Source organism: Paraburkholderia phytofirmans OLGA172 (assembly GCF_001634365.1).
In the GTDB taxonomy this organism is placed as follows: domain Bacteria; phylum Pseudomonadota; class Gammaproteobacteria; order Burkholderiales; family Burkholderiaceae; genus Paraburkholderia.
This window is the reverse complement of sequence record NZ_CP014579.1, coordinates 1,699,592-1,719,429: the sequence shown is the minus strand read 5'-3', so window position 1 is coordinate 1,719,429 and position 19,838 is coordinate 1,699,592. Positions and strand designations below refer to the sequence as shown.

15 protein-coding genes and 2 pseudogenes are annotated in these 19,838 nt (G+C 60.5%); 14 read left to right on the top strand and 3 right to left on the bottom strand.

Annotated elements, in window-relative coordinates:
- Nucleotides 1-62: 62 nt before the first annotated feature.
- The 7 genes from AYM40_RS27695 to AYM40_RS27665 all read left to right on the top strand — a co-directional run bounded on the left by AYM40_RS27695 (nt 63) and on the right by AYM40_RS27665 (nt 8,619).
- The gene (locus tag AYM40_RS27695) at nt 63-569 is read left to right on the top strand and encodes a (2Fe-2S)-binding protein (RefSeq protein WP_420488522.1); all 507 of its coding nucleotides are present in this window, start codon (nt 63-65) and stop codon (nt 567-569) included.
- Nucleotides 562-2,934 carry a xanthine dehydrogenase family protein molybdopterin-binding subunit gene (locus tag AYM40_RS27690; RefSeq protein WP_063499313.1) on the top strand — a complete coding sequence of 791 codons (2,373 nt, stop codon included), beginning with the start codon at nt 562-564 and terminating at the stop codon, nt 2,932-2,934. Before AYM40_RS27695 ends, AYM40_RS27690 begins: the two co-directional genes overlap by 8 nt.
- Nucleotides 2,931-3,788: an FAD binding domain-containing protein gene (locus tag AYM40_RS27685; RefSeq protein WP_063499312.1), complete on the top strand. Its 858-nt coding sequence runs from the start codon at nt 2,931-2,933 to the stop codon at nt 3,786-3,788. Before AYM40_RS27690 ends, AYM40_RS27685 begins: the two co-directional genes overlap by 4 nt.
- A 12-nt stretch (nt 3,789-3,800) precedes the next feature.
- Nucleotides 3,801-4,406, top strand: a complete 606-nt coding sequence (locus AYM40_RS27680; protein ID WP_082855343.1) for a DUF302 domain-containing protein — start codon at nt 3,801-3,803, stop codon at nt 4,404-4,406.
- A 74-nt stretch (nt 4,407-4,480) separates the two neighbouring features.
- Nucleotides 4,481-5,497 (top strand): XdhC family protein, encoded by a 1,017-nt coding sequence (locus AYM40_RS27675; protein WP_063499311.1) that lies wholly within the window; start codon nt 4,481-4,483, stop codon nt 5,495-5,497.
- A gap of 486 nt (nt 5,498-5,983) precedes the next feature.
- The gene (locus AYM40_RS27670; protein WP_063499310.1) at nt 5,984-7,660 is read left to right on the top strand and encodes a long-chain fatty acid--CoA ligase; all 1,677 of its coding nucleotides are present in this window, start codon (nt 5,984-5,986) and stop codon (nt 7,658-7,660) included.
- A 194-nt stretch (nt 7,661-7,854) separates the two neighbouring features.
- Nucleotides 7,855-8,619, top strand: a complete 765-nt coding sequence (locus AYM40_RS27665) for an SDR family NAD(P)-dependent oxidoreductase (RefSeq protein ID WP_082855504.1) — start codon at nt 7,855-7,857, stop codon at nt 8,617-8,619.
- A gap of 5 nt (nt 8,620-8,624) precedes the next feature.
- Here AYM40_RS27665 and AYM40_RS42765 read toward each other — a convergent pair.
- A pseudogene (locus AYM40_RS42765) lies at nt 8,625-8,841 on the bottom strand (porin); the annotation flags it as partial.
- A 129-nt stretch (nt 8,842-8,970) separates the two neighbouring features.
- Entirely contained in the window at nt 8,971-10,023 is a 1,053-nt protein-coding gene (locus tag AYM40_RS27660; protein ID WP_236721104.1) for a LysR family transcriptional regulator, read from the bottom strand.
- Between the two features lie 200 nt (nt 10,024-10,223).
- Here AYM40_RS27660 and AYM40_RS27655 point away from each other — a divergent pair, with 200 nt between their 5' ends.
- From AYM40_RS27655 to AYM40_RS27635, 5 genes are all read left to right on the top strand, one after another.
- The gene (locus AYM40_RS27655; protein WP_063499309.1) at nt 10,224-11,039 is read left to right on the top strand and encodes an alpha/beta hydrolase; all 816 of its coding nucleotides are present in this window, start codon (nt 10,224-10,226) and stop codon (nt 11,037-11,039) included.
- A gap of 35 nt (nt 11,040-11,074) precedes the next feature.
- Nucleotides 11,075-12,250, top strand: coding sequence for an efflux RND transporter periplasmic adaptor subunit (locus AYM40_RS27650; RefSeq protein ID WP_063499308.1), 1,176 nt, complete (start codon nt 11,075-11,077; stop codon nt 12,248-12,250).
- Between the two features lie 45 nt (nt 12,251-12,295).
- The gene (locus AYM40_RS27645) at nt 12,296-15,490 is read left to right on the top strand and encodes an efflux RND transporter permease subunit (protein WP_063499307.1); all 3,195 of its coding nucleotides are present in this window, start codon (nt 12,296-12,298) and stop codon (nt 15,488-15,490) included.
- A gap of 7 nt (nt 15,491-15,497) precedes the next feature.
- Nucleotides 15,498-17,021: an efflux transporter outer membrane subunit gene (locus tag AYM40_RS27640; RefSeq protein WP_063500744.1), complete on the top strand. Its 1,524-nt coding sequence runs from the start codon at nt 15,498-15,500 to the stop codon at nt 17,019-17,021.
- Nucleotides 17,022-17,093: 72 nt separating this feature from the next.
- Entirely contained in the window at nt 17,094-18,167 is a 1,074-nt protein-coding gene (locus tag AYM40_RS27635) for a zinc-binding dehydrogenase (protein ID WP_082855341.1), read from the top strand.
- Nucleotides 18,168-18,218: 51 nt separating this feature from the next.
- On the opposite strand, the gene AYM40_RS27630 is transcribed toward AYM40_RS27635, so the two are convergent.
- Nucleotides 18,219-18,803: a hypothetical protein gene (locus tag AYM40_RS27630; RefSeq protein ID WP_181448467.1), complete on the bottom strand. Its 585-nt coding sequence runs from the start codon at nt 18,801-18,803 to the stop codon at nt 18,219-18,221.
- Nucleotides 18,804-18,816: 13 nt separating this feature from the next.
- Here AYM40_RS27630 and AYM40_RS41555 point away from each other — a divergent pair, with 13 nt between their 5' ends.
- Together AYM40_RS41555 and AYM40_RS40695 are read left to right on the top strand one after the other, a co-directional pair.
- Nucleotides 18,817-18,975, top strand: coding sequence for a hypothetical protein (locus AYM40_RS41555; RefSeq protein WP_158515338.1), 159 nt, complete (start codon nt 18,817-18,819; stop codon nt 18,973-18,975).
- Between the two features lie 79 nt (nt 18,976-19,054).
- Nucleotides 19,055-19,279, top strand: a pseudogene (locus tag AYM40_RS40695) (IS6 family transposase); the annotation flags it as partial.
- Between the last annotated feature and the right edge of the window lie 559 nt (nt 19,280-19,838).

The following is a 19,838-nucleotide window of genomic DNA, read 5'->3' as shown; positions in this document are numbered from 1 at the left end:
ATGCAGGCGGGTCGAAGAACTTCGATCCGTCCGGCGAGACGTGCGGACAACGGGATAGGGTGATACCCATGCAGATACAGAATTGCGTCAATGGTGCGCCGCGCACCATCGATACTGAACCGAGACGACTTCTCGTTCATCTTTTGCGAGATACGCTGGGGTTGACGGGCGTGCATATCGGGTGCGACACCTCACAATGTGGTGCTTGTACGGTTCTGATCGATCAGAAGACTGCCAAGTCATGCACCGTGCTGGCCGTACAAACCGAGGGTTGTAGCGTGCAGACCATCGAAGGCATGGCGCACGACCCCATCACCACCGCGCTGAAGAGCGCCTTCAATGAGTGTCATGGGCTGCAGTGCGGATTCTGCACGCCCGGCATGTTGATAGCCGCGCGGGCGCTGCTGGTCAATACGTCAAGTCCTTCGGAGGAAGCGGTTCGCGAAGCGCTGCACGGCAATCTGTGCCGCTGCACCGGATATCAGAACATCGTGGACGCAGTTCTGCTTGCGGCAGCCCGCTTGAAGGAACAAGCGGCTCAACCGGTTGAGGAGGCGAGCCATGAGTGAAGGGCATGACAACGCCAGCACCCGTTATATTGGCAAGCCCGTCAGGCGCAGGGAAGATCAGCGCCTGATGAGCGGACAGGGCCGGTTTACCGACGACCACCAATTTCCCGGGATGACCTTTGCTGCTTTCATCAGGTCGCCTTTCGCCCATGCGCGGATCCGGAATATCGACACGGCAGCTGCTTTGGCAATGCCGGGTGTGGTGGGTGTGCTCACCCATGCCGACATCACCGGCAAGGTCGGGCATATCCGCCCAAACTGGGTCGTGGGTGATTCCAAAGTGCCGCCGCACCCGGTGCTGCCGGCCGAGCGCGTGCGCTACGCAGGAGAGGCCGTAGCCATGGTGGTGGCAGAGACACGGGAACTGGCGGCCGACGCCGCCGAGCTCGTGAACGTTGAGTATGACGAACTACCCGTGGTCGTGGACGCAGAAGCTGCGCTTCAGGAGGGGGCTCCGCTCCTTCATGACAATGTTCCCGGCAACCTGATCGGCATATTCAGGTTGAAGGGCGGCGACTACGAGGAAGTGGTGAAGGCGGCCGACCGGGTCGTGTCCATTCGCCTCGTCAACCAGCGCCTGATTCCGAGTCCGCTGGAACCCCGGGCGCTCTGTGCCAGCTACGATGCGTTGGACGAGCGGCTTACCTTCATTTTGCCAAGCCAGGTGCCGCACATGTCCCGGCGATGGCTCGCCGAGACGCTGGGCTGGGCCGAGCACCGGATCCGCGTCGTTGCGCCCGATATCGGCGGCGGCTTCGGTTGCAAGATGCACTTCTACGTTGAAGAGGTGCTGGTGGCCTTCGCCGCCCGGAATTTCGGCCGCCCTGTGAGCTGGACCGAAACCCGCAGCGAGAACCACTTAGCCACGACGCACGGGCGCGACCACGTGGAATACGTGGATGCCGCCGTCACGAATGCAGGCAAGGTGCTGGGAATCAAGGTCCGGTCGTATGCCAATCTGGGCGCATATCTTTCCAACATGGGAACGGGTATCCCGACCATCAATACGGCGAGCTATGTCACCGGCAACTATCAGATTGCGAATGTGGACGTGCAGGTCGACCTGGTGACGACCAACACCACGCCGGTCGATGCCTACCGCGGCGCCGGCCGGCCCGAGGCCGCGTATATCATCGAGCGGACAATGGATGCGGTGGCCAATGCGCTCGACATCGATCCAGTCTTGCTGCGCCGCCTGAACCTCGTACAGGCGCACCAGTTTCCCTACCAGCCGCATAACAATGCGCGCGGCAAATGGGACAGCGGCGACTATGAAGCCTGCCTGTCCCAGGCCATGGAGATGATCGATTACGACGGCTGGCGCGAACGACAGGCAGCCGAACGGCATAAAGGCAGGTATATCGGCATTGGCGTGATCTGTTATCTCGAACTCGTAGGCATGGGCAGTTCCCAATTGCTCCGCCGGGTGGGTTTCGACCGCGGCGGCTGGGAAAGCGCCCACCTCCGTGTCCATTCCGATGGCAAGGTGACCTTGTTCAGCGGGTCGATGCCGCAAGGTCATGGTCATGCCACCAGCTACGCTCAGATCGTCGGCGACGCACTGCAACTGCCGATGGACGACATCGACGTCGTGCAAGGCGACACCGATCGCGTTCTGGCCGGCCATGGCACGTTCAACTCGCGCTCCATGCCGGTGGGAGGCTCCGCGGCCTATGTTGCGGCGGGCAAGATTCTGGCCAAGGCCCGCAAGATTGCTGCGAGCATGCTGGAGGCCCAGGAAGAGAATGTGCAATATGCCAACGGGGTGTTTTCGACGGAGGCAGGCATCACGGCGTCCTTTGCCGAAGTTGCCAGGATGGCTTATGTAGCGAGCAAGCTTCCGCGCGACATGGAAGCCGGACTCGACGAACGGGTGTTCTATGAACCCACTTCGATGGGGGCGCCCAACGGATGTCACGCGGTCGTTGTGGAGGTGGATCCCGAGACGGGAGTAGTGAGCATTCTTGACTATGTTGCGGTTGACGATGTCGGCGTGATGATCAATCCGCTGTTGTGCCACGGTCAGATGCACGGCGGCATTGCTCAAGGCATTGGTCAGGCGCTCCACGAAGAAGCGAGATATGACGCAAGCGGGCAGCTGCTTTCAGGGTCCCTGCTCGATTACGGGTTCCCGCGGATCGAGCAGGTGCCGCGTATGCGCACATCTTTCCATGTATCCCCGTCACCGAGCAATCCTCTTGGCGTGAAGGGCATTGGTGAGGCCGGCTGCGTCGGAGCACCGCCTGCGGTCGTCTCCGCGGTCTGCGACGCCCTGAAGCCGTTCGGCATTACCCATATCGATATGCCGCTTACCCCGCCAAAAGTCTGGCGCGCCATTCAGAGCGCCAACAGGAGCCCCGCATGATCCCCTATGCTGTTGAGTATCTTAGAGCGACAAATGTGGCACACGCGCTTGCCATGCTCGCCAGTGACAGCGAAGCCAGGTTGCTGGCCGGAGGTCATTCGCTGATCCCGCTCATGAAGCTGCGTCTGGCCAGTGTCTCGCGGTTGATCGACATTGGCGGGTTGCCGGAATTGCACGGCATTGCAGTTCATCCCGATCACATTGCGATCGGCGCCGCGACCACGCATGCCGAACTAGGCAGTCATCCGCGGCTGGCGGAGTTCTTGCCGTTGATTCCGCAAGCAGCCGGCGTCATTGCGGATCCGACCGTGCGCAATCGCGGAACCATTGGCGGTTCGCTGGTCCACGCTGACCCGTCGGCTGACTGGCCGGCGGTCATGTTGGCGCTGGATGCGCGCATGGAGATCACCGGCGTTGCTGGTCCGCGAGTCATCCCGGCAGATGAATTCTTTGTTGGCTTCATGTCGTCGGCGGTACAGCAGGACGAGATGCTGACGCGTATTTTCATCCCATTGCCAGGGCCGGATCGCGTGGCCTACCGGAAATTTCGCCACCCCGCCTCGGGCTACGCCGTGGCCGCAGCCGCCGTCGCCCTGCGTTACGCGGGTAATCGGTGTACAGGCGGCATGATTGGGGTGACTGGGGTGGCTGAGACGGCATTCCGCGCACATACGGCTGAAGCCGGGCTCGCCAGCGGGTTCACTGGGTCGGCAGAGGAGATCGGCCGTCTCGTCGAGACGGCGTTCGCCGACGTGACGCCGCTCGAGGATGGTTTTGCTGATGGTGTCTACCGCCTGCAATTGGCCAGGGTCATGCTCAGCCGAGCCCTCGCTGACGCAGTCAGACACGCTTAGGAAAACAGCGTGATGAGCCCCCTGCGCGTTGCCATCATGATTGGGTTAGGAATACTTTCTACAACCGGACATAGCGAGCCGCTGCCAACCACAATGAACGCCGATATCCTGATTCAAGCGTCCGCCACACAAATAACAGTGACCCACGTGAGCCTGGAAGCCAAGGTCGATTTTGAGTCGTTCACACGGCACCTGGAGGCTTCGCTCGGTCGCTTCGATCCCACTTCCCTGAAGGCGCTGCTACAAACAGACCCGGCCTCGGCGGATGCTCGCCTCGCGCAGATGGAAGGGGATCAAGGATTGATGATCTTCTCGATGCAGAATCACGGGGTGCTGCTCAACCTGGCCGGAACCAGGCGGCACGCCATGCGCTACAACATCGGAAACCCTCGCGTTGCCTTGCGGATGACGCGCCATGATATCCGGGCGGGTCTTTATGCGCCGCTGTCCGTACTGGTCTACGAAGAAGCGCCTAGGGTGGTGCGAGTGGAATATGACCAACCCTCTACGCTGTTCGGCCAGTTCGGTGATGCGGATGTCACCGCAGTGGGGCGCGAGTTGGACATTAAACTCGCCAAGGTCGTCGAGCATGCTGCGCAACTGGCCGCACGGCCTTGACATGAAGATTGTCTCGACTGAAGGTCGCCCCCTCGGAACGCATCCGGGACATCACAGCGCGATGAGGGGCTGACGTGGACAGCGTGGACATGGAAGTCGTGAGGACCGCGACCCGCTGGTTGAGGGAAGGCCACCGCGCCTTGCTCGTTGCCGTCGTCAAGACCTGGGGCTCCTCGCCGCGCATGCCGGGCTCCCTGCTCGCGGTCCGTGAAGACGGCGTGGCAGTGGGCTCCGTTTCGGGGGGCTGTATCGAAGACGATTTGATTGCGCAGGTTCGCCGCGCAGGCATCGTTGAGCACTTGCCGCGCACGCTGCGTTATGGCATCAGTGCGGACGAAGCCCATCGTTTCGGACTGCCGTGCGGTGGGACCATCGAACTCGTACTCGAACCGCTCAGCGGTGCAAGTGGAATGGCGCAGCTGCTGGACGCACTGCAAGCGGGGCGCCTCGTCAAGCGTACGCTGGACATGGCAACGGGCGAGGTGCAGCTTGCGGCCGCTTTCGCGACCGATGCCCTGCGCTTCGACGGCGCTACCCTGCAAACGGTGCTAGGCCCACGCTATCGTTTGCTCGTGATTGGTGGTGGACAGCTCTCGCAGTATCTCACTCGAATGGCGATCGGCCTCGACTATCAGGTCACGGTTTGCGATCCACGAGAAGAGTACGCCGACGTATGGGATGTACCGGATGCAGTACTCGTGCGCGACATGCCCGATGACATCGTCATGGCGATGCGGCTCGACGAGCGGAGCGCCGTCGTGGCGCTCACGCATGATCCGAAGTTGGATGACCTCGCCTTGATGGAGGCACTGAGAACGCCGGCATTCTATATCGGTGCATTGGGTTCGCGGCGGAACAACGATGCGCGGCGTGCGCGTCTGCGCGAATTCGATCTGGACGACGAGCAGATCTCCCGAATGAAAGGCCCTGCTGGCCTCCACATCGGGAGCCGTACGCCGCCCGAAATCGCCATTTCCATTCTTGCCGAATTGACTGCCGCAAAAAACGGTGTTGGTGTTCCCTCGCAAATGCAAGTGCGATATGCGAAAGCAGGGCGGGACGGATCGATCAGCAGTTGCGCAATACAATGATCGCGCGCTTTTTGGGCACGGGTTGTACGCCGTAAACCGTTATCGGGACGATTCGAACGTTCAATTGTTCTTTTCCGGAGAATTCCCTGCACCATTGGTCAGGATTCGAGACAAGCGTAGACGTTGACCACCAGAGCGCCCGGCGAAGGTAACCCATTTAACATGATCATCGCCATGCATACTAATAGTGTCTTGCTCACGGTGGCGTTCGGGGTCTTGATCATTCGTTACATCACTGTCGCGGAGCACTGTAGAAGCCGTTATTAGCGTTCAATCGGGATTACTGCGGATGCCATTTAGTGTTATCAGTGTGTACATTTGCAGTGAATTCTAACGCCTTCATTCTTCCGGTCACTCGTGCGCAGGTCGAATTACCGTTCACGGAGGCCACTTGTCGCCCCGAGTAGCCGATCTGTCGCGCAGGATGTGGTCCCCGATCTGAAGCTCGCGGCCCGTAAATCAGGCGGTCAACTATGGAGTGTTCGTATGTCCAATACAACGTCGCGTGGCTGGCCCGCACATCTGCAAGGGCCGTTGACGATTCCTGCGACGAACCTGTTCCACAACGCCGAAGTATCGGCGGCGCGGTTCCCCGACAAGCCGTTCCTCGTTTTCTACGACACGCCAATAACGTTTGCCGAGTTTAAAGACGAAGCCGAATGCATTGCAGGCTATCTGCAGCATGAGTGCGGCGTTCAGGCCGGCGACCGCGTTCTTCTGTACATGCAGAACAGTCCGCAGTGGGTTCTCGCCTATTATGGAATCCTGCGCGCGAATGCAGTCGTGGTGCCGGTCAATGCAATGAATACCACGGAGGAGTTGCGCCACTACGTCGAAGACAGTGGCGCACGAACGATATTCGTCGCACAGGATTTGTACCGGAACATCGAACCGCTACTTTCGAATGAAGAAGGTGAAGGGTTGCGGCATGCAATCGTTGCAACCTACAGCGATTACCTGAGAATTCCGCCAAGCCTCTCACCGCCGGAATTCGTTACCGCTGCGCGCGAGATTAGCGGTCGCGGTGCAGTGGCCTGGGTAGATGCACTTGCGGCACGTTGCAAACCCGGGCCGCTGACTGCCGGTCCCGACGATCTTTGCGTGATGCCGTATACGTCCGGCACGACCGGCAAGCCGAAGGGGTGTATGCATACGCACCGTAGCGTCATGCATACTGCGGTTGCCAGTGTTCAATGGATAGATGCGGACCAGGATATGACGGTGATGACGATCTTGCCGTTCTTCCACGTGACCGGGATGCAGGGAGGTATGAACGGGCCGCTGTACTGCGGTGCGACGATTATTTTGATGTCCCGGTGGGATCGCGACGTCGCGGCACGCGCGATTGAACAATATCAAGTTACCGTATGGTCGGCAATTTCGACGATGATGGTCGACTTCCTGGCCAACCCGAAGCTGGGAGACTACGATCTATCGAGCCTTCAATCGCTGCGTGGCGGCGGTGCCGCAATGCCGGCCGCGCTAGTGAAGAAACTCAAGGACCTGGTCGGCATCGACTACGTAGAAGGATACGGCATGTCGGAGACCATCGCCGCGACCCACTTCAATCCGCAGCAGCGTCCCAAAGCTCAGTGCCTGGGTATTCCAATGTTCGACCTCGAGGCGCGGATTGTGGACCCTGAAACGCTGCTTGAAGTTGAACCGGGACTGACGGGTGAAATTATCGTGCATGGCCGGCAGGTCATGCAGGGCTATTGGCGTAACCCGGAAGCAACCCGCGAGGCGTTTATCGAAATCGATGGCAAGCGCTTCCTGCGAACCGGCGATCTGGCTCGCATCGACGAAGACGGCTACTACTTCATGACGGATCGCCTGAAGCGGATGATCAACGCGTCAGGCTACAAGGTTTGGCCGGCCGAGGTGGAAGCGTTGATGTATCAGCATGAGGCAATCAAGGAAGTATGCGTGATCGCCGCGCGCGATGCGCGCCGCGGCGAGACGGTCAAGGCGCTTGTCGTTCTGCATTCGAACCACGTTGGCAACGTGACAGCCGACGACATTTTCGCGTGGGCGCGTGAGCACATGGCGTCATACAAAGTGCCGCGCATCGTCGAGTTTGTGAGTGAGCTTCCCAAATCGGCGAGCGGCAAGATTCTTTGGCGCCAACTCCAGGAGGAGACCTGCGCCGCCGCGCAAGTGTAGAAGGTCGAGAGACCATTCGCTCGCGCAAACGCTGTCGACGTGAAGGTGCATTGCGGTTGGGACCTGAGCAGCGTCAGCTGTATGGCTGTAAAATCGCGTATATACGCATATTTAAGCAAGCGTACTTTTCCATATTGCATTCTCTGGCAACCATCAATCTCCCGCGGGAACTCGGGAGGCACGGAGCATTGATCGTGAACAAACTCTTTGATCTCACAGGCAAAGTCGCCGTCGTAACGGCATCCACCAGGGGTATGGGCTTGGCGATTGCGCGCGCGCTCGGCGCGTCCGGAGCGAAGCTCGTCATTTCGGGGCGCAGCCAGGAAAGCGCCGACGCCGCGGCCGCCCGTCTGCGCGACGAAGGCGGATTCGAAGTCGCGGCGTTCGCGTGCGATATTACGGATCCCGAGAGCGTGAAACGCTTTGCGGCCGATGCGCTTGCCGCCTTCGGCCACATTGACGCGCTTGTGCTCAATGCTGCTGGTGATCCGCCTGCCGGATCGTTGCTCGGTCAGAAGCCCGAGCAATTCGACAAGACTATGACCGAAGGGGTGCGCGGCAGCCTGGCGCTTGTCCTCGCACTCGCTCCGCAGATGGTCGAGCGCAAGTACGGTTCGATCGTCTTCATGTCGAGCCGCGCCGCGAAGCGCGGCACGGGCGTGCTCGGTTTGTACGGCATGGCGAAGGCCGCGATTGACCAGTTGGTGCGCAACCTGGCGCTCGAACTCGGGCCCTCGAATATCAACGTCAACTCGATCAACCCAGGGGCAGTGCGCACGGACTTCTCCCGCATGCTTTGGGAGAACCCCGAGCGCGAGAAGATGACGGTCTCGACAATCCCAATGGGGCGCATCGCCGAGCCCGAGGATGTGGCCGGTCTTGCTCTCTTGCTCGTTTCCGGGGCCGGGCACTATATCAATGGTCAGAATATCAGTGTGGACGGCGGCGGTACGGCGTAACGTGGCGTCAGAGAACCATACTTTTCGTCGCTGAGCCCAACCCATGTCTGCCGGTGGAAGAGGGGCCTGCCGGTGGAAGAGGGTTGTGGTGTCGGCGAAGAGCGAGCCATTGTTGAGATTGAATCCGGTTTCGACGTCAAACTGTGCCTTCAGTCCATCACCCAGGTCTTCGTTTCCCTTGATTCCGAACGGTGAGCCTGTAGAGCCCCCACTGCGCTCACTGGTGAATATGGCGGGATGCCAATGGGCTCGGATGATTCGTGTATCCCCGGTTGACGCGCGAGGAGATCGTTCACGCGTTGCCTCATTGGGGTAGTTTGGATGAGTCGGCGTCCCCCGGCGCCACGGGTTTCAACGAATCAGGCTTGACGTGGGGTGCCTCATCGAGTCTGTCGACCGGCCGCGGGAGTCCACCTTCCATTTCATTTTGCCGGCGGCGTTGAAATCCACGGCGGAGCGTGCGAGCGGCGCGGCCGGGCCAGCGTCACCGGCGTTCTCGGTCAGCGGTGCATTGCGCGTGAACGCAAGTGGAGATTGTTCGCAGATTTCCGCTACCCATTCGACAAAAACCCGCACCTTCGCGGCGAGATGACGGTTGTGAGGATAGACCGCTGCCAGAGGCATGGAGCGAACCTTCCACGGCGTCAGTATTTGTTTGAGTTCACCTGTCGCAACATGTGACTCAACCATGAACAGGGGAGGCTGGATAATGCCAGCTCCATTGACGCCGCATGTTACATAAGCGTCCCCGTCATTGACGGTCAGAGCGCCGTTCATCTTCAAGTCCGTGTTTTTACCATTCACGTCGAAATTCAGTCCTGCTACGCGTCCTGTGCGGCTCGAGAAGTAGTGCACCGCGACGTGTTGTTCAAGCTCTTCGAGTGAGCAGGGTTCACCGTAGCGCTCAAGGTAGGCTGGGCTTGCGGCTGTTATCGTGGCAAGAGAGCCGAGTTGTCGCGCGACCAGGCTGGAGTCGTCCAACTGGCCTATCCGGAGCGCGCAATCAACCCCCTCCTGGATCAGGTCCACCGGGCGGTCCCCGAAACCGAGCATGAGTTCGACCTGCGGATACCGTTGGCGGAACTCCTCAATGCGTGGCATCACGACCACCCTTCCCAGCGAACTCGGCATGTCGACTCTAAGTTTGCCCCGCGGCCCTTTGGCCGTATTGTTCAGGTTGTCCTCAGTCTCAGCGATGTCGGCAAGAATGCGTACGCAGCGCTCGTAATATTCAGCGCCTTCGGGAGTCAGGTTGATGCGACGCGTGGTCCGTTGCATCAGGCGCACCTGAAGATGAGCTTCGAGCTTCTTGATAAGGGTGGTAGCCGATGCGGGCGGGATGCCTAGAGCATCCGCCGCGCGAGCAAAGCCGTTCATCTCCACGACCTTGGTAAACAACTGCATAGCCACAAGCCTGTCCATATCCGCTTATCTCTAACAAACCAGATGCATTCCCCGGCCAAACGCGGCAAAAAATTTGGGGACGCATCTGATTCTTCAGCTGCCGCGAATTGTGTTCTAGATTATAACCATTTATCTGTTTCACATCTTCGACCACAATCCGTCCTGTCGAAACATCCGTGAAGGCCCCCGGCCTGAAAGGTATGAAAACAAATGTCGAACAGGTGATTGAAATTGGGAGCGTGGAGCTGGACGGCCACGCCCAGGCGATTCGCTTGCGCACCTATCGTCCACCGCTCAAGCGCGGTGCTTTACCCGTCATCTTCTTCTTTCACGGCGGTGGCTTTGTGAAGGGCGCGCCCGAGCAGGCCGACGCGATCTGCTCGCAGCTGGCGGCGAAAGTCGAGGCGCTGGTGGTATCCGTGGGCTACTCGCTGGCGCCGGAATTTCCATTCCCGACCGCGCTATGCGACGGATACCGTGCCGTGCAGTGGGTGGTGACCAACGCGCGCCCGCTTTGCGCAGACGTAAAGCGCATGGCTGTGGCCGGACACGACGCGGGCGGCAATCTGGCGGCGGGCCTGGCGGCCATGGTTCGGGACCAGGCCGTGTTCCGGTTTTCCGCCCAGGCGCTGCTTGCACCGCTGCTTGATCCGAGCATGACGCGCATCGCCGATCTGGGTAGCGATATAAATCCAGATATGCATGCAGAAGAGTGTGCGTCGGGCTACCGGGCCTATCTGCCGTTCGTGTCGAACCGGCTGCATCCGTACGCCGCGCCCATCGAGTCCCGCCGCCTGAAGGGGCTGCCTGCTGCCTTCATTGCCAGCGCGGAGAACGACCTGATGCACGTGGAAGCGGAGAAGTACGCGGCAGAGCTGATTGCCGCGGGCGTACCCACGACGGTTACGCGCTACGGGAAGGTCGCGCACAACGAACTGGCGTCGCGACAGGAGGTGCTCGCGGACGTTGCCACCTTCTTCAACAGGGTATTTGGCGCGACTTCAGAGCGATCCTGATCCTGATTCATATCACCAGAAAACGGGAGTTTGAAATGGTCTTCAAGCGTAAGCTGGTTATCTCCAGCGCAATTTCCCTGGCGGTCATCGCCGGCGTTGGCGCGATGTATCACACGTACGGTGGCACGCCGGTCACCGAGGCTGCCGCGGCTGCAGCGCCGCCCGCCGCGGACGTGGATGTGGCGACGGTGGTTTCGCGGTCCATCACCGACTATCAGGAGTACTCAGGCCGGATCGAGGCCATCAACGATGTACAGATCCGGCCCCTCGTTTCGGGAACGATCGTCGCGGTCCACTTCCAGGACGGCGCGATGGTCAGGAAGGGCGACCCGCTTTTTACCATCGACCCGCGCCCGTATCAGGCGGAGGTCGATCGGGCCGCCGCGCAACTCGCTTCGGCGGAGTCCCGCAGCGGATACGCCGCGAGTGACTGGGAGCGTGCCCAGCGGCTGCTGAGCGACAATGCGATCGCCAAACGCGACTATGACGAGGCGCAGAACGCAAACCGCGAAGCCATTGCCGCCGTGAAGGCGGCGAAAGCAGCCGTAGAGGCGGCCCAGATCAATCTGGGCTACACGGCGATTGCGGCGCCCGTGTCCGGGCGTGTCTCCCGTGCGTTGCTGACAGTCGGCAACGTGGTGTCCACAGGGGCCAACGCGCCCGTGCTGACGACCCTGGTGTCGATGTCCCCCATCTATGCGTCGTTTGACGTCGACGAGCGGACGTACCTGCGTTTTCTCAGTCACGACTCGAAGGTGACGGTTCCGACCTGGATTGGTCTGGCCAACGAGACGGGCTATTCCCGGCAGGGCGTGATCGATTCCGTGGACAACCGGCTTGACACCGGTTCCGGGACGATCCGGGTGCGCGCGCGCTTTGACAACGCGGACGGCGTGCTGGTGCCGGGGCTCTACGTTCGGGCTCGCGTGGGTGGCGGCGCGCCGCATCCGGCCGTGCTGGTCAGCGACGCGGCGATCCAGACCGATCAGGAAAAGAAGTTCGTGCTGCTGGTGGACAAGGAAGACAAGGTCCAGTACCGCGAAGTGAAGCTGGGTGACCAGCAGCGGGGCCTGCGCGTGATCACCGGCGGGCTGCAGCCGGGTGAGCGCATTGTTGTGAACGGCATGCAGCGAGTCCGTCCGGGCGACCCCGTCAAGCCGAACCTCGTGCAGATGTCGGGCGACGCCGCTGCCGCGACGGGCGCGTCCTGAGTACGCACGTTCCACCTTGCGCCTCGTACCTAGTCAGAGACTGCCATGAACCTCTCCAAATTTTTTATCGAACGTCCGATATTTGCGGCTGTCCTGTCAGCCGTGATTCTGCTGGCGGGTCTGATCTCGATGGTCAATCTGCCCATATCGGAATATCCGAGCGTCGTACCGCCGTCCGTCGTGGTGACGGCGCAATACCCGGGCGCCAACCCCAAGGTTATCGCCGACGCGGTTGCTTCGCCGCTTGAAGAACAGATCAACGGCGTCGAGAACATGCTGTACATGCAGTCGCAGGCCAATAGCGACGGCACGCTCACGCTGACCATCACGTTCAAGCTCGGGACGAACCCCGACCTTGCCCAGCAGCAGGTCGAGAACCGGGTGAACCAGGCGCTGCCCCGCCTGCCCGAAGACGTCCAGCGCCTTGGGGTGACGACAATCAAGTCGTCTCCGACGCTGACCATGGTCGTCCACCTTGTTTCGCCGAGCGAGAAATACAGCAGCACGTATCTGCGGAACTATGCGCTCATCAACGTGCGTGACCGTCTGGAGCGTATTCCGGGCGTCGGCCAGGTCACCCTGTGGGGTTCCGGCGACTACTCGATGCGCGTCTGGCTCGACCCGCAGAAGGTGGCCGAGCACAACATGACCGCAAACGAGGTGGTGGCGGCGATCCGGGACCAGAACCTCCAGGTTGCCGCCGGCCAGATTGGCGCGTCTCCGTCGACTCCGGATGTCCCGCTGCAGCTTAACGTGAATGCACAGGGCCGGCTGCAGACGGAAGATGAATTCCGCGATATCGTCCTGAAGACCTCACCCGATGGTGCCGTGACGCGGCTCAGGGACGTCGCGCGCGTCGAAATGGGCGCCTCCGAATACGCGCGCCGATCGCTATTGAGCAACAAGTCGGCCGTCGCGATGGCGATCTTCGAGCTGCCGGGCGCGAACTCCCTGGATATTTCGGCGCACGTTCGGGAGGAGATGAAGTCACTCCAGGCGGATATGCCCGAAGGCGTGAAGTATGAGATCGTCTATGACCCGACGCAGTTCGTGCGTGCGAGTATCCATGCCGTTATTCACACGCTGCTGGAAGCTGTCGCACTGGTCGTACTCGTGGTGATCGTCTTTCTGCAATCGTGGCGCGCCTCGATCATCCCGCTGATCGCGGTACCTGTTTCGATTGTCGGGACGTTCTCGCTGATGCTTGCATTTGGCTTTTCTGTGAACGCGCTGTCGCTCTTCGGGATGGTGCTGGCCATCGGCATCGTGGTCGACGACGCGATCGTGGTGGTCGAAAACGTCGAGCGCAATATCGCCACGGGCCTGTCTCCAAAGGAAGCGACCCACCAGGCCATGCAGGAGGTGAGCGGGCCGATTATCGCAATCGCCCTGACGCTGATTGCCGTTTTTGTGCCGCTCGCGTTCATGAGTGGTCTGACGGGCCAGTTCTACAAGCAGTTCGCGATGACCATTGCAATTTCGACGGTCATCTCCGCGTTCAACTCGCTGACACTTTCACCGGCTCTTTCCGCTCTTCTGCTCAAAGGACATCACGATCCGAAGGATTGGCTCTCCCGGGCCATGGACACGGTGCTGGGACCGTTCTTCAACGGCTTCAACAAGGTCTTTCATCGCGGCTCCGAGTCTTACAGCCGGGGGGTCTCCAGGATCGTCAACCGCAAGGCCGTGATCCTCGCCCTCTACGCCGTCCTGCTGGGGCTGACGGTTCTGATGGGCAAGGTGGTGCCCGGTGGGTTCGTCCCCGTTCAGGACAAGCAGTACCTGGTCGCGATCGTGCAGCTGCCCAATGGCGCGTCCCTCGACCGGACGGAAGCGATCGTGCGACAGGTTGGGGATATTGCCCTGAAGACACCCGGTGTCGAGGCAGCCGTGCAGTTCCCGGGGCTGTCGATCAATGGGTTCACCAACTCGTCGAGTTCGGCGGTCATCTTCTTTAGCGAAACGGCCTTCGAAGAGCGTAAAAGCAAGTCCATGACGGGTCTGAGCATTGCGGCGGAACTGAACAGGCGATTCTCCGGGATCAAGGGGGCGTTCGTCGCCGTCTTCCCGCCGCCGCCGGTTCTTGGCCTGGGCACGCTCGGTGGTTTCAAGCTTCAGATCGAAGACCAGCAGGCCGCAGGTTATACCGCGCTCGACAATTCGACCCAGGCTTTCCTCAAGGAGGCCGCGAAGGCGCCCGAGCTCGGTCCGTCGTTCTCCACGTACCAGATCAATGTGCCGCAGGTGAATGCCGATGTCGACCGCGTCAAGGCGAAGCAGCTGGGTGTATCGGTGACCGACATCTTCAACACGATGCAGATCTATCTCGGCTCGTTCTATGTCAATGACTTCAACCGTTTCGGCCGTGTCTATCAGGTGCGGGTGCAGGCGGATGCGCCATTCCGCTCCAATATGGACGACATTGGATTGCTGAAGACGCGTAACGACAAGGGGGAGATGGTGCCGCTGTCGACCCTTGTGAAAATCACGCCGACCTTCGGTCCTGATTCGGTCGTCCGGTACAACGGCTACACCGCAGCGGACATCAATGGCGGCCCCGCCCCGGGCTATTCCTCGGGGCAGGCACAGGCTGCGGTCGAGAGGATCGCCGCGAAGACGTTGCCACGCGGCATGAAGTTTGAGTGGACTGACCTGACCTATCAGCAGATTCTTGCCGGCCACGCCGCGCTCTGGGTGTTCCCGATCAGCGTACTGCTCGTCTACATGGTGCTGGCGGCGATGTATGAAAGCCTGACATTGCCTCTGGCCATTCTGATGATTGTGCCGATGAGTGTGCTGTCAGCGTTGCTCGGCGTCTGGCTGACTCACGGGGATAACAACATATTCACGCAGATTGGCCTCATGGTGCTGGTCGGGTTGTCCGCGAAGAACGCGATTCTCATTGTCGAGTTCGCCCGCGAGCTGGAGATGGAGGGACGCTCGATCGTGCAGGCGGCCATCGAGGCCAGCCGGCTGCGTTTGCGACCGATCCTGATGACGTCCTTCGCGTTCATCATGGGCGTGGTGCCGCTGGTCGTTTCAGGTGGCGCGGGTTCGGAGATGCGTCATGCCATCGGTATCGCCGTGTTCTTCGGGATGCTTGGGGTGACCCTGTTCGGGCTGCTGCTGACACCCATCTTCTATGTTGTTCTGCGAAAGCTCGCCCGGACAGAGCACATCGTGGACAAGCACGGACATCACCCGCACGTTCGCGGTGTCGATGCCTCGGTCGAAGCGTGAGGTCACCATGTCGACAATTACAGTGAAACGTGTTCTGCTGGGTTCGCTGACGCTCCTGAGCGCGGCACTTCTGGGCGCAGGCTGCTCGCTTGCGCCGCAGTACAAGGTCCCGGACGTGGCCAGCGCCACCGCGTTCAAGGAGGCGCCGCCCATAACGGCCACGGCCGGAACAGAAGGCGAGGCGGGTGCCTGGAAAATCGCGCAGCCGTCCGACCAGATTCCCCGAGGGAAGTGGTGGGTGATTTTTGACGACGCCACCCTTGACGACTTCGAGGAGCAGGCGCTGTCTGCCAACCAGAAACTGGCTGCCGCGGCGGCCCGGGTCAAGGAGGCCCGCGCCCTTCAGCAGGTCTCCCGGGCGGACCTGTTCCCGACTATCGGCGCCGGCTTCGGGCCCACCCGAGAAAAGGTCACGTCGGCCTCGCAGTTCCAGCCGGACGGTGGCGACGTGCCCGCCCAGACCCTGTGGCGTGCGCAGGCGACGGCGAGCTACGAGGCGGACCTTTTCGGTCGGGTGTCGGATGCGGTCAAGGCGAGTACTGCAGAAAGCGAGGCATCGCAGGCGCTCCTGCGCTCGGTGCAGCTTTCGCTTCAGGCGGACGTTGCCGCGAACTATTTCAAGGTCCGCGAGCTGGATGCGGAACTGCAGGTGTATGCGCAGAACGTTTCGCTTCGCGAGCAGCAGCTCAAGCTTGTGCAGTCGAAGTTCGCGAATGGCGATATTGCCGAACTCGACGTCGCGAGGGCGCGAGCCGAGCTGGCAACGGCGCGCTCCGATGAGATGACGGCGCAGCGACAGAGGGCCACCGCCGAGCATAGCCTTGCGGTTCTTCTGGGCAAGGCGCCCGCCGGGTTTTCGATGGCCTCGAACCCGTTGCAACCGGTGCAGATCCGGATTCCGCCGGGGTTGCCGTCTGCGCTGCTCGAGCGGCGGCCCGATATTGCCGCCGCTGAGCGTGCGACGGCTGCGGCAAATGCGCGAATTGGTGTCGCCAGGGCAGCCTACTTCCCGTCGCTGTCGATCACGGGTAATGCAGGGTTCGAGTCAGCGACGCTGGGAGACCTCTTCAAATGGTCCAGTCGGGCATTCCTGCTCGGCCCGCTTGCCGGTACTGCGTTGACGGTGCCCATGTTCGACGGGGGCCGCCGCAAGGGAAACCTGGCGAACGCCCGGGCGGTGTTCGATGAGGACGCGGCGAACTACCGTCAGCAGGTCCTTCAGGCGTTCCAGGAGGTCGAGGACAACCTGTCGGACCTGCGGATTCTTGAGCAGCAGACCCAGACCGAGAACGAGGCCGTGCATGCATCGCAGCGTGCCGCGGAGATTTCGCAAACCCAGTACAAGGACGGCGCCGTCAATTATCTCGACGTGATTGACGCCGAACGTACGGTACTTCAGTCGCAAACGACGGCGGTCCAGCTTTCCGGCGTTCAGGCGGCTGCTACCGTGAACCTGATTCGCGCGCTGGGCGGTGGATGGGGTGATGCGGTAACCGTCGGATCCGCCGGTCCGCAACCACAGACCAGGTAGGTTCCGGGTTGAGTGTGCGCGCGGTGTATCAGGCATGCATGGCGCACATGGCGTTTTTAATCAGGAGATGCGATGTCATCAGATCAGAAAGAAGCGGCAAATGTGGGCGTTTTCACGGCGATCGAACATGCGGAATATGGTCACCCCGCTTCGGTCCTGCGCCTTGTAGAGCGTCCGATGTCCGAGGTTGAACCCGGACCGCACGACGCACTGGTACGCGTCTCAAAGCGCCCAATCCATCCGGGAGACCTGCTGATGATTGCCGGCGACAAACGCGGCGGAAGGGCGGCCCCGATCCCGGCGGGCGCGCCCCGTACGCCGGGTTTTGAAGGCGTTGGCGTGATCGAAAAGCTGGGGAGCAATGCCGCGCATCAAGGGCAGTTTGCTGTTGGGCAACGAGTGATGTTCCTTTCCGGAACGGGGCGAACATGGGCAACATATTCAAAGGTTCCTGTCACTTCGCTGGTCGCGGTTCCGGACGAAGTGAGCGACGCCGTAGCGGCGCAAATTCTCATCAACACCATGACCGCCCAGGTCGTGCTTCGCGCCGGGCACAACGCGTTGCCGGTCCCCGAATTGCCCGTTACGGTAATCCAGACGGCGGCAGGCTCATCGGTGATGCGTATCGTGACGGCCCTGGGGCAGAAGATCGGCCTGACCATGATCCGGCTTGTCCGGACACGGGCGGGCGCCGAACTTCTTGAGGCGTCTTTGCCAGGCACGCCGGTGATCGCGACAGAGGCGAGCGGGTGGCAGGAACAGGTGCGCTCCGCGATGGGGTCCAGGCCGGTGCACGTCATCTTCGACGCGGTCGGCGGAGCGCTGGTCGATGACCTGACATCGCTTCTCTCGGATGGCGGAACGGTTGTCAACTTTGGCTGGCTGGGGACGGGCGCGCCGGATCTGTCCGGGTTTGCGCCGAGAGGCCTGGCGTTTAAAGGCGTGGTCTTTACCGAATGGATGAACTTCTCTTTGGCGGAGCAGAAGCAACATCGCGATATGGCCATGCAGCTCGCTAAAGAAGCGCCTCATGTTTTCGCAATTGCGGGCGAGTATCCTCTTGCTGATTTCAGAAAAGCAATCGAACATGCGAGTGGGCCCGGGAAGAATGGTGTGGTTCTTCTGACGAGCCAGGTCGGACTATAGCCCGATGCGATTGGCAGGCTGCCTGGCCTGCTAGAACTTATCGCATGAGCTTCAGGGATTGCGGTCATGAGTGTGACCGTCGTCGTCGACCCGTTTGCCTATTCCACGCGGCACGATACATCGTGAAAAATCGATGGAAACCAGCAGCGGGTTGTCGACCTTTTGACCCGAGTCGTCGTACGCGTACACACGACGTTCCGTTGGGACGATGATTCCTCCGATGTCACGGTAGTTCGACGCATAGTTTGCCCCACTCGCGCCGCCCATTACATCTACCGTATAGTCGTGCCGACGCAACAGACCGTCTTCCCCGAAGTAGGAAATCTGTTCGCGGCTATGGATGACAATCGATTCGGGGAAAGTGACCTTCAGCCTTCGCCAGACCTGGCCGTCTTCTTCCCATTCGGGCAGCTCCTCAGTCTTGAAACCTGGGAGAGTGTAGAGAAAAGGGATCGTGGCGCCGGAGATATCGAGCGTCGCGCAAACGCTCCGAAACTTGTTCCAGTTGTCGATCCCGCCATGGGCCAGAACGGCTTTCTCTAGTAACGTACTAATTGTTTCGTGATCCAAATGAATTAAGGTTTTGCGGCGCGTGTTGGCGCTCGTGCTGAAAGGTGTCGCTGAACGCGTCGGCACTCGAAAAGTTGCTGTGTCGACCCTGTACCAGGACGAAGGCGTTGCTGGCGATGATCATCCCGTACTCAAGGCCCACACTGGCAAGCATGCATACGTGGTCGAATGGCCACCCAGAGCCCAGCGAAACATGTCGATTACGCCGGATGTGGGGTTCGGCCGCGGACTGCTCTGAATAGTTTAGTCATTTTTGTTGGCCAGGTTGCCCAAAGTGTCGAGAGCGAGCGCGTCGAAGGGGGCGTTCTACGGCCATTATCGACTTCCTGCTGTGCGCCCATCGTGACGAGACTGCAGCCCTGCGTTACCTTGAAAATCGATCGCCCAGAAGGGCGTCCCCGAGAGGGTGACCATCGACAAGCGCGGCGCCAATTTCGCCGCGCTTGAAGCGATCAATGCTGATCGTGAAACGCCTATCGATGAAGTGCGCACGCGGAACTCATCCGTCCGCCGCTGATCAATTCTATGATCTAGAAATATAGGCAGCGCTTCGCATTTCGATCTCGTTCCTCACTCGATCCCTATCGCGACAGAACCTTCATGCCCCATCTTCGGCAGGCGAAGCCTTTGCAACGCTGCGGCCGTTACGTCGATACCTACTGGCCCATTTCATACCTCAGATCCTGCGCAGGTTGAGCGCGCGCAACGCTTGCAGGAGCGCAGGTATTACGCACCGGCCGTCCGGATATCGATGAGGGTTTTCCCATGGTCGCCAAGGGTAAGTCAATGTTCAGTAACGTTAACGGGGACTTTGGTCGTGCCGTGACATGGGTTCGCTCGTCTTGACACGTCCTGGAGGTTGGCATAAGGTTATAGACAAACGTTCGTTTATTAAAAGAGTGTGCGCGGAGCAGGCGAATAACTGCATTGGAAGGCGACTCTGCCAGCCGGCAAGTGTACTGGCGGCGCTGTTCGTATGACTGCACGGTACGTTGCTGCTGGGCCGACATGCTTATGTTGGCTGGTTGTCACCGTTACCGTGAGGTCATCAGCCCGACGCGATCTTGTTCGTTGAGCATTTTTTTGACACCTGCGGGCTAT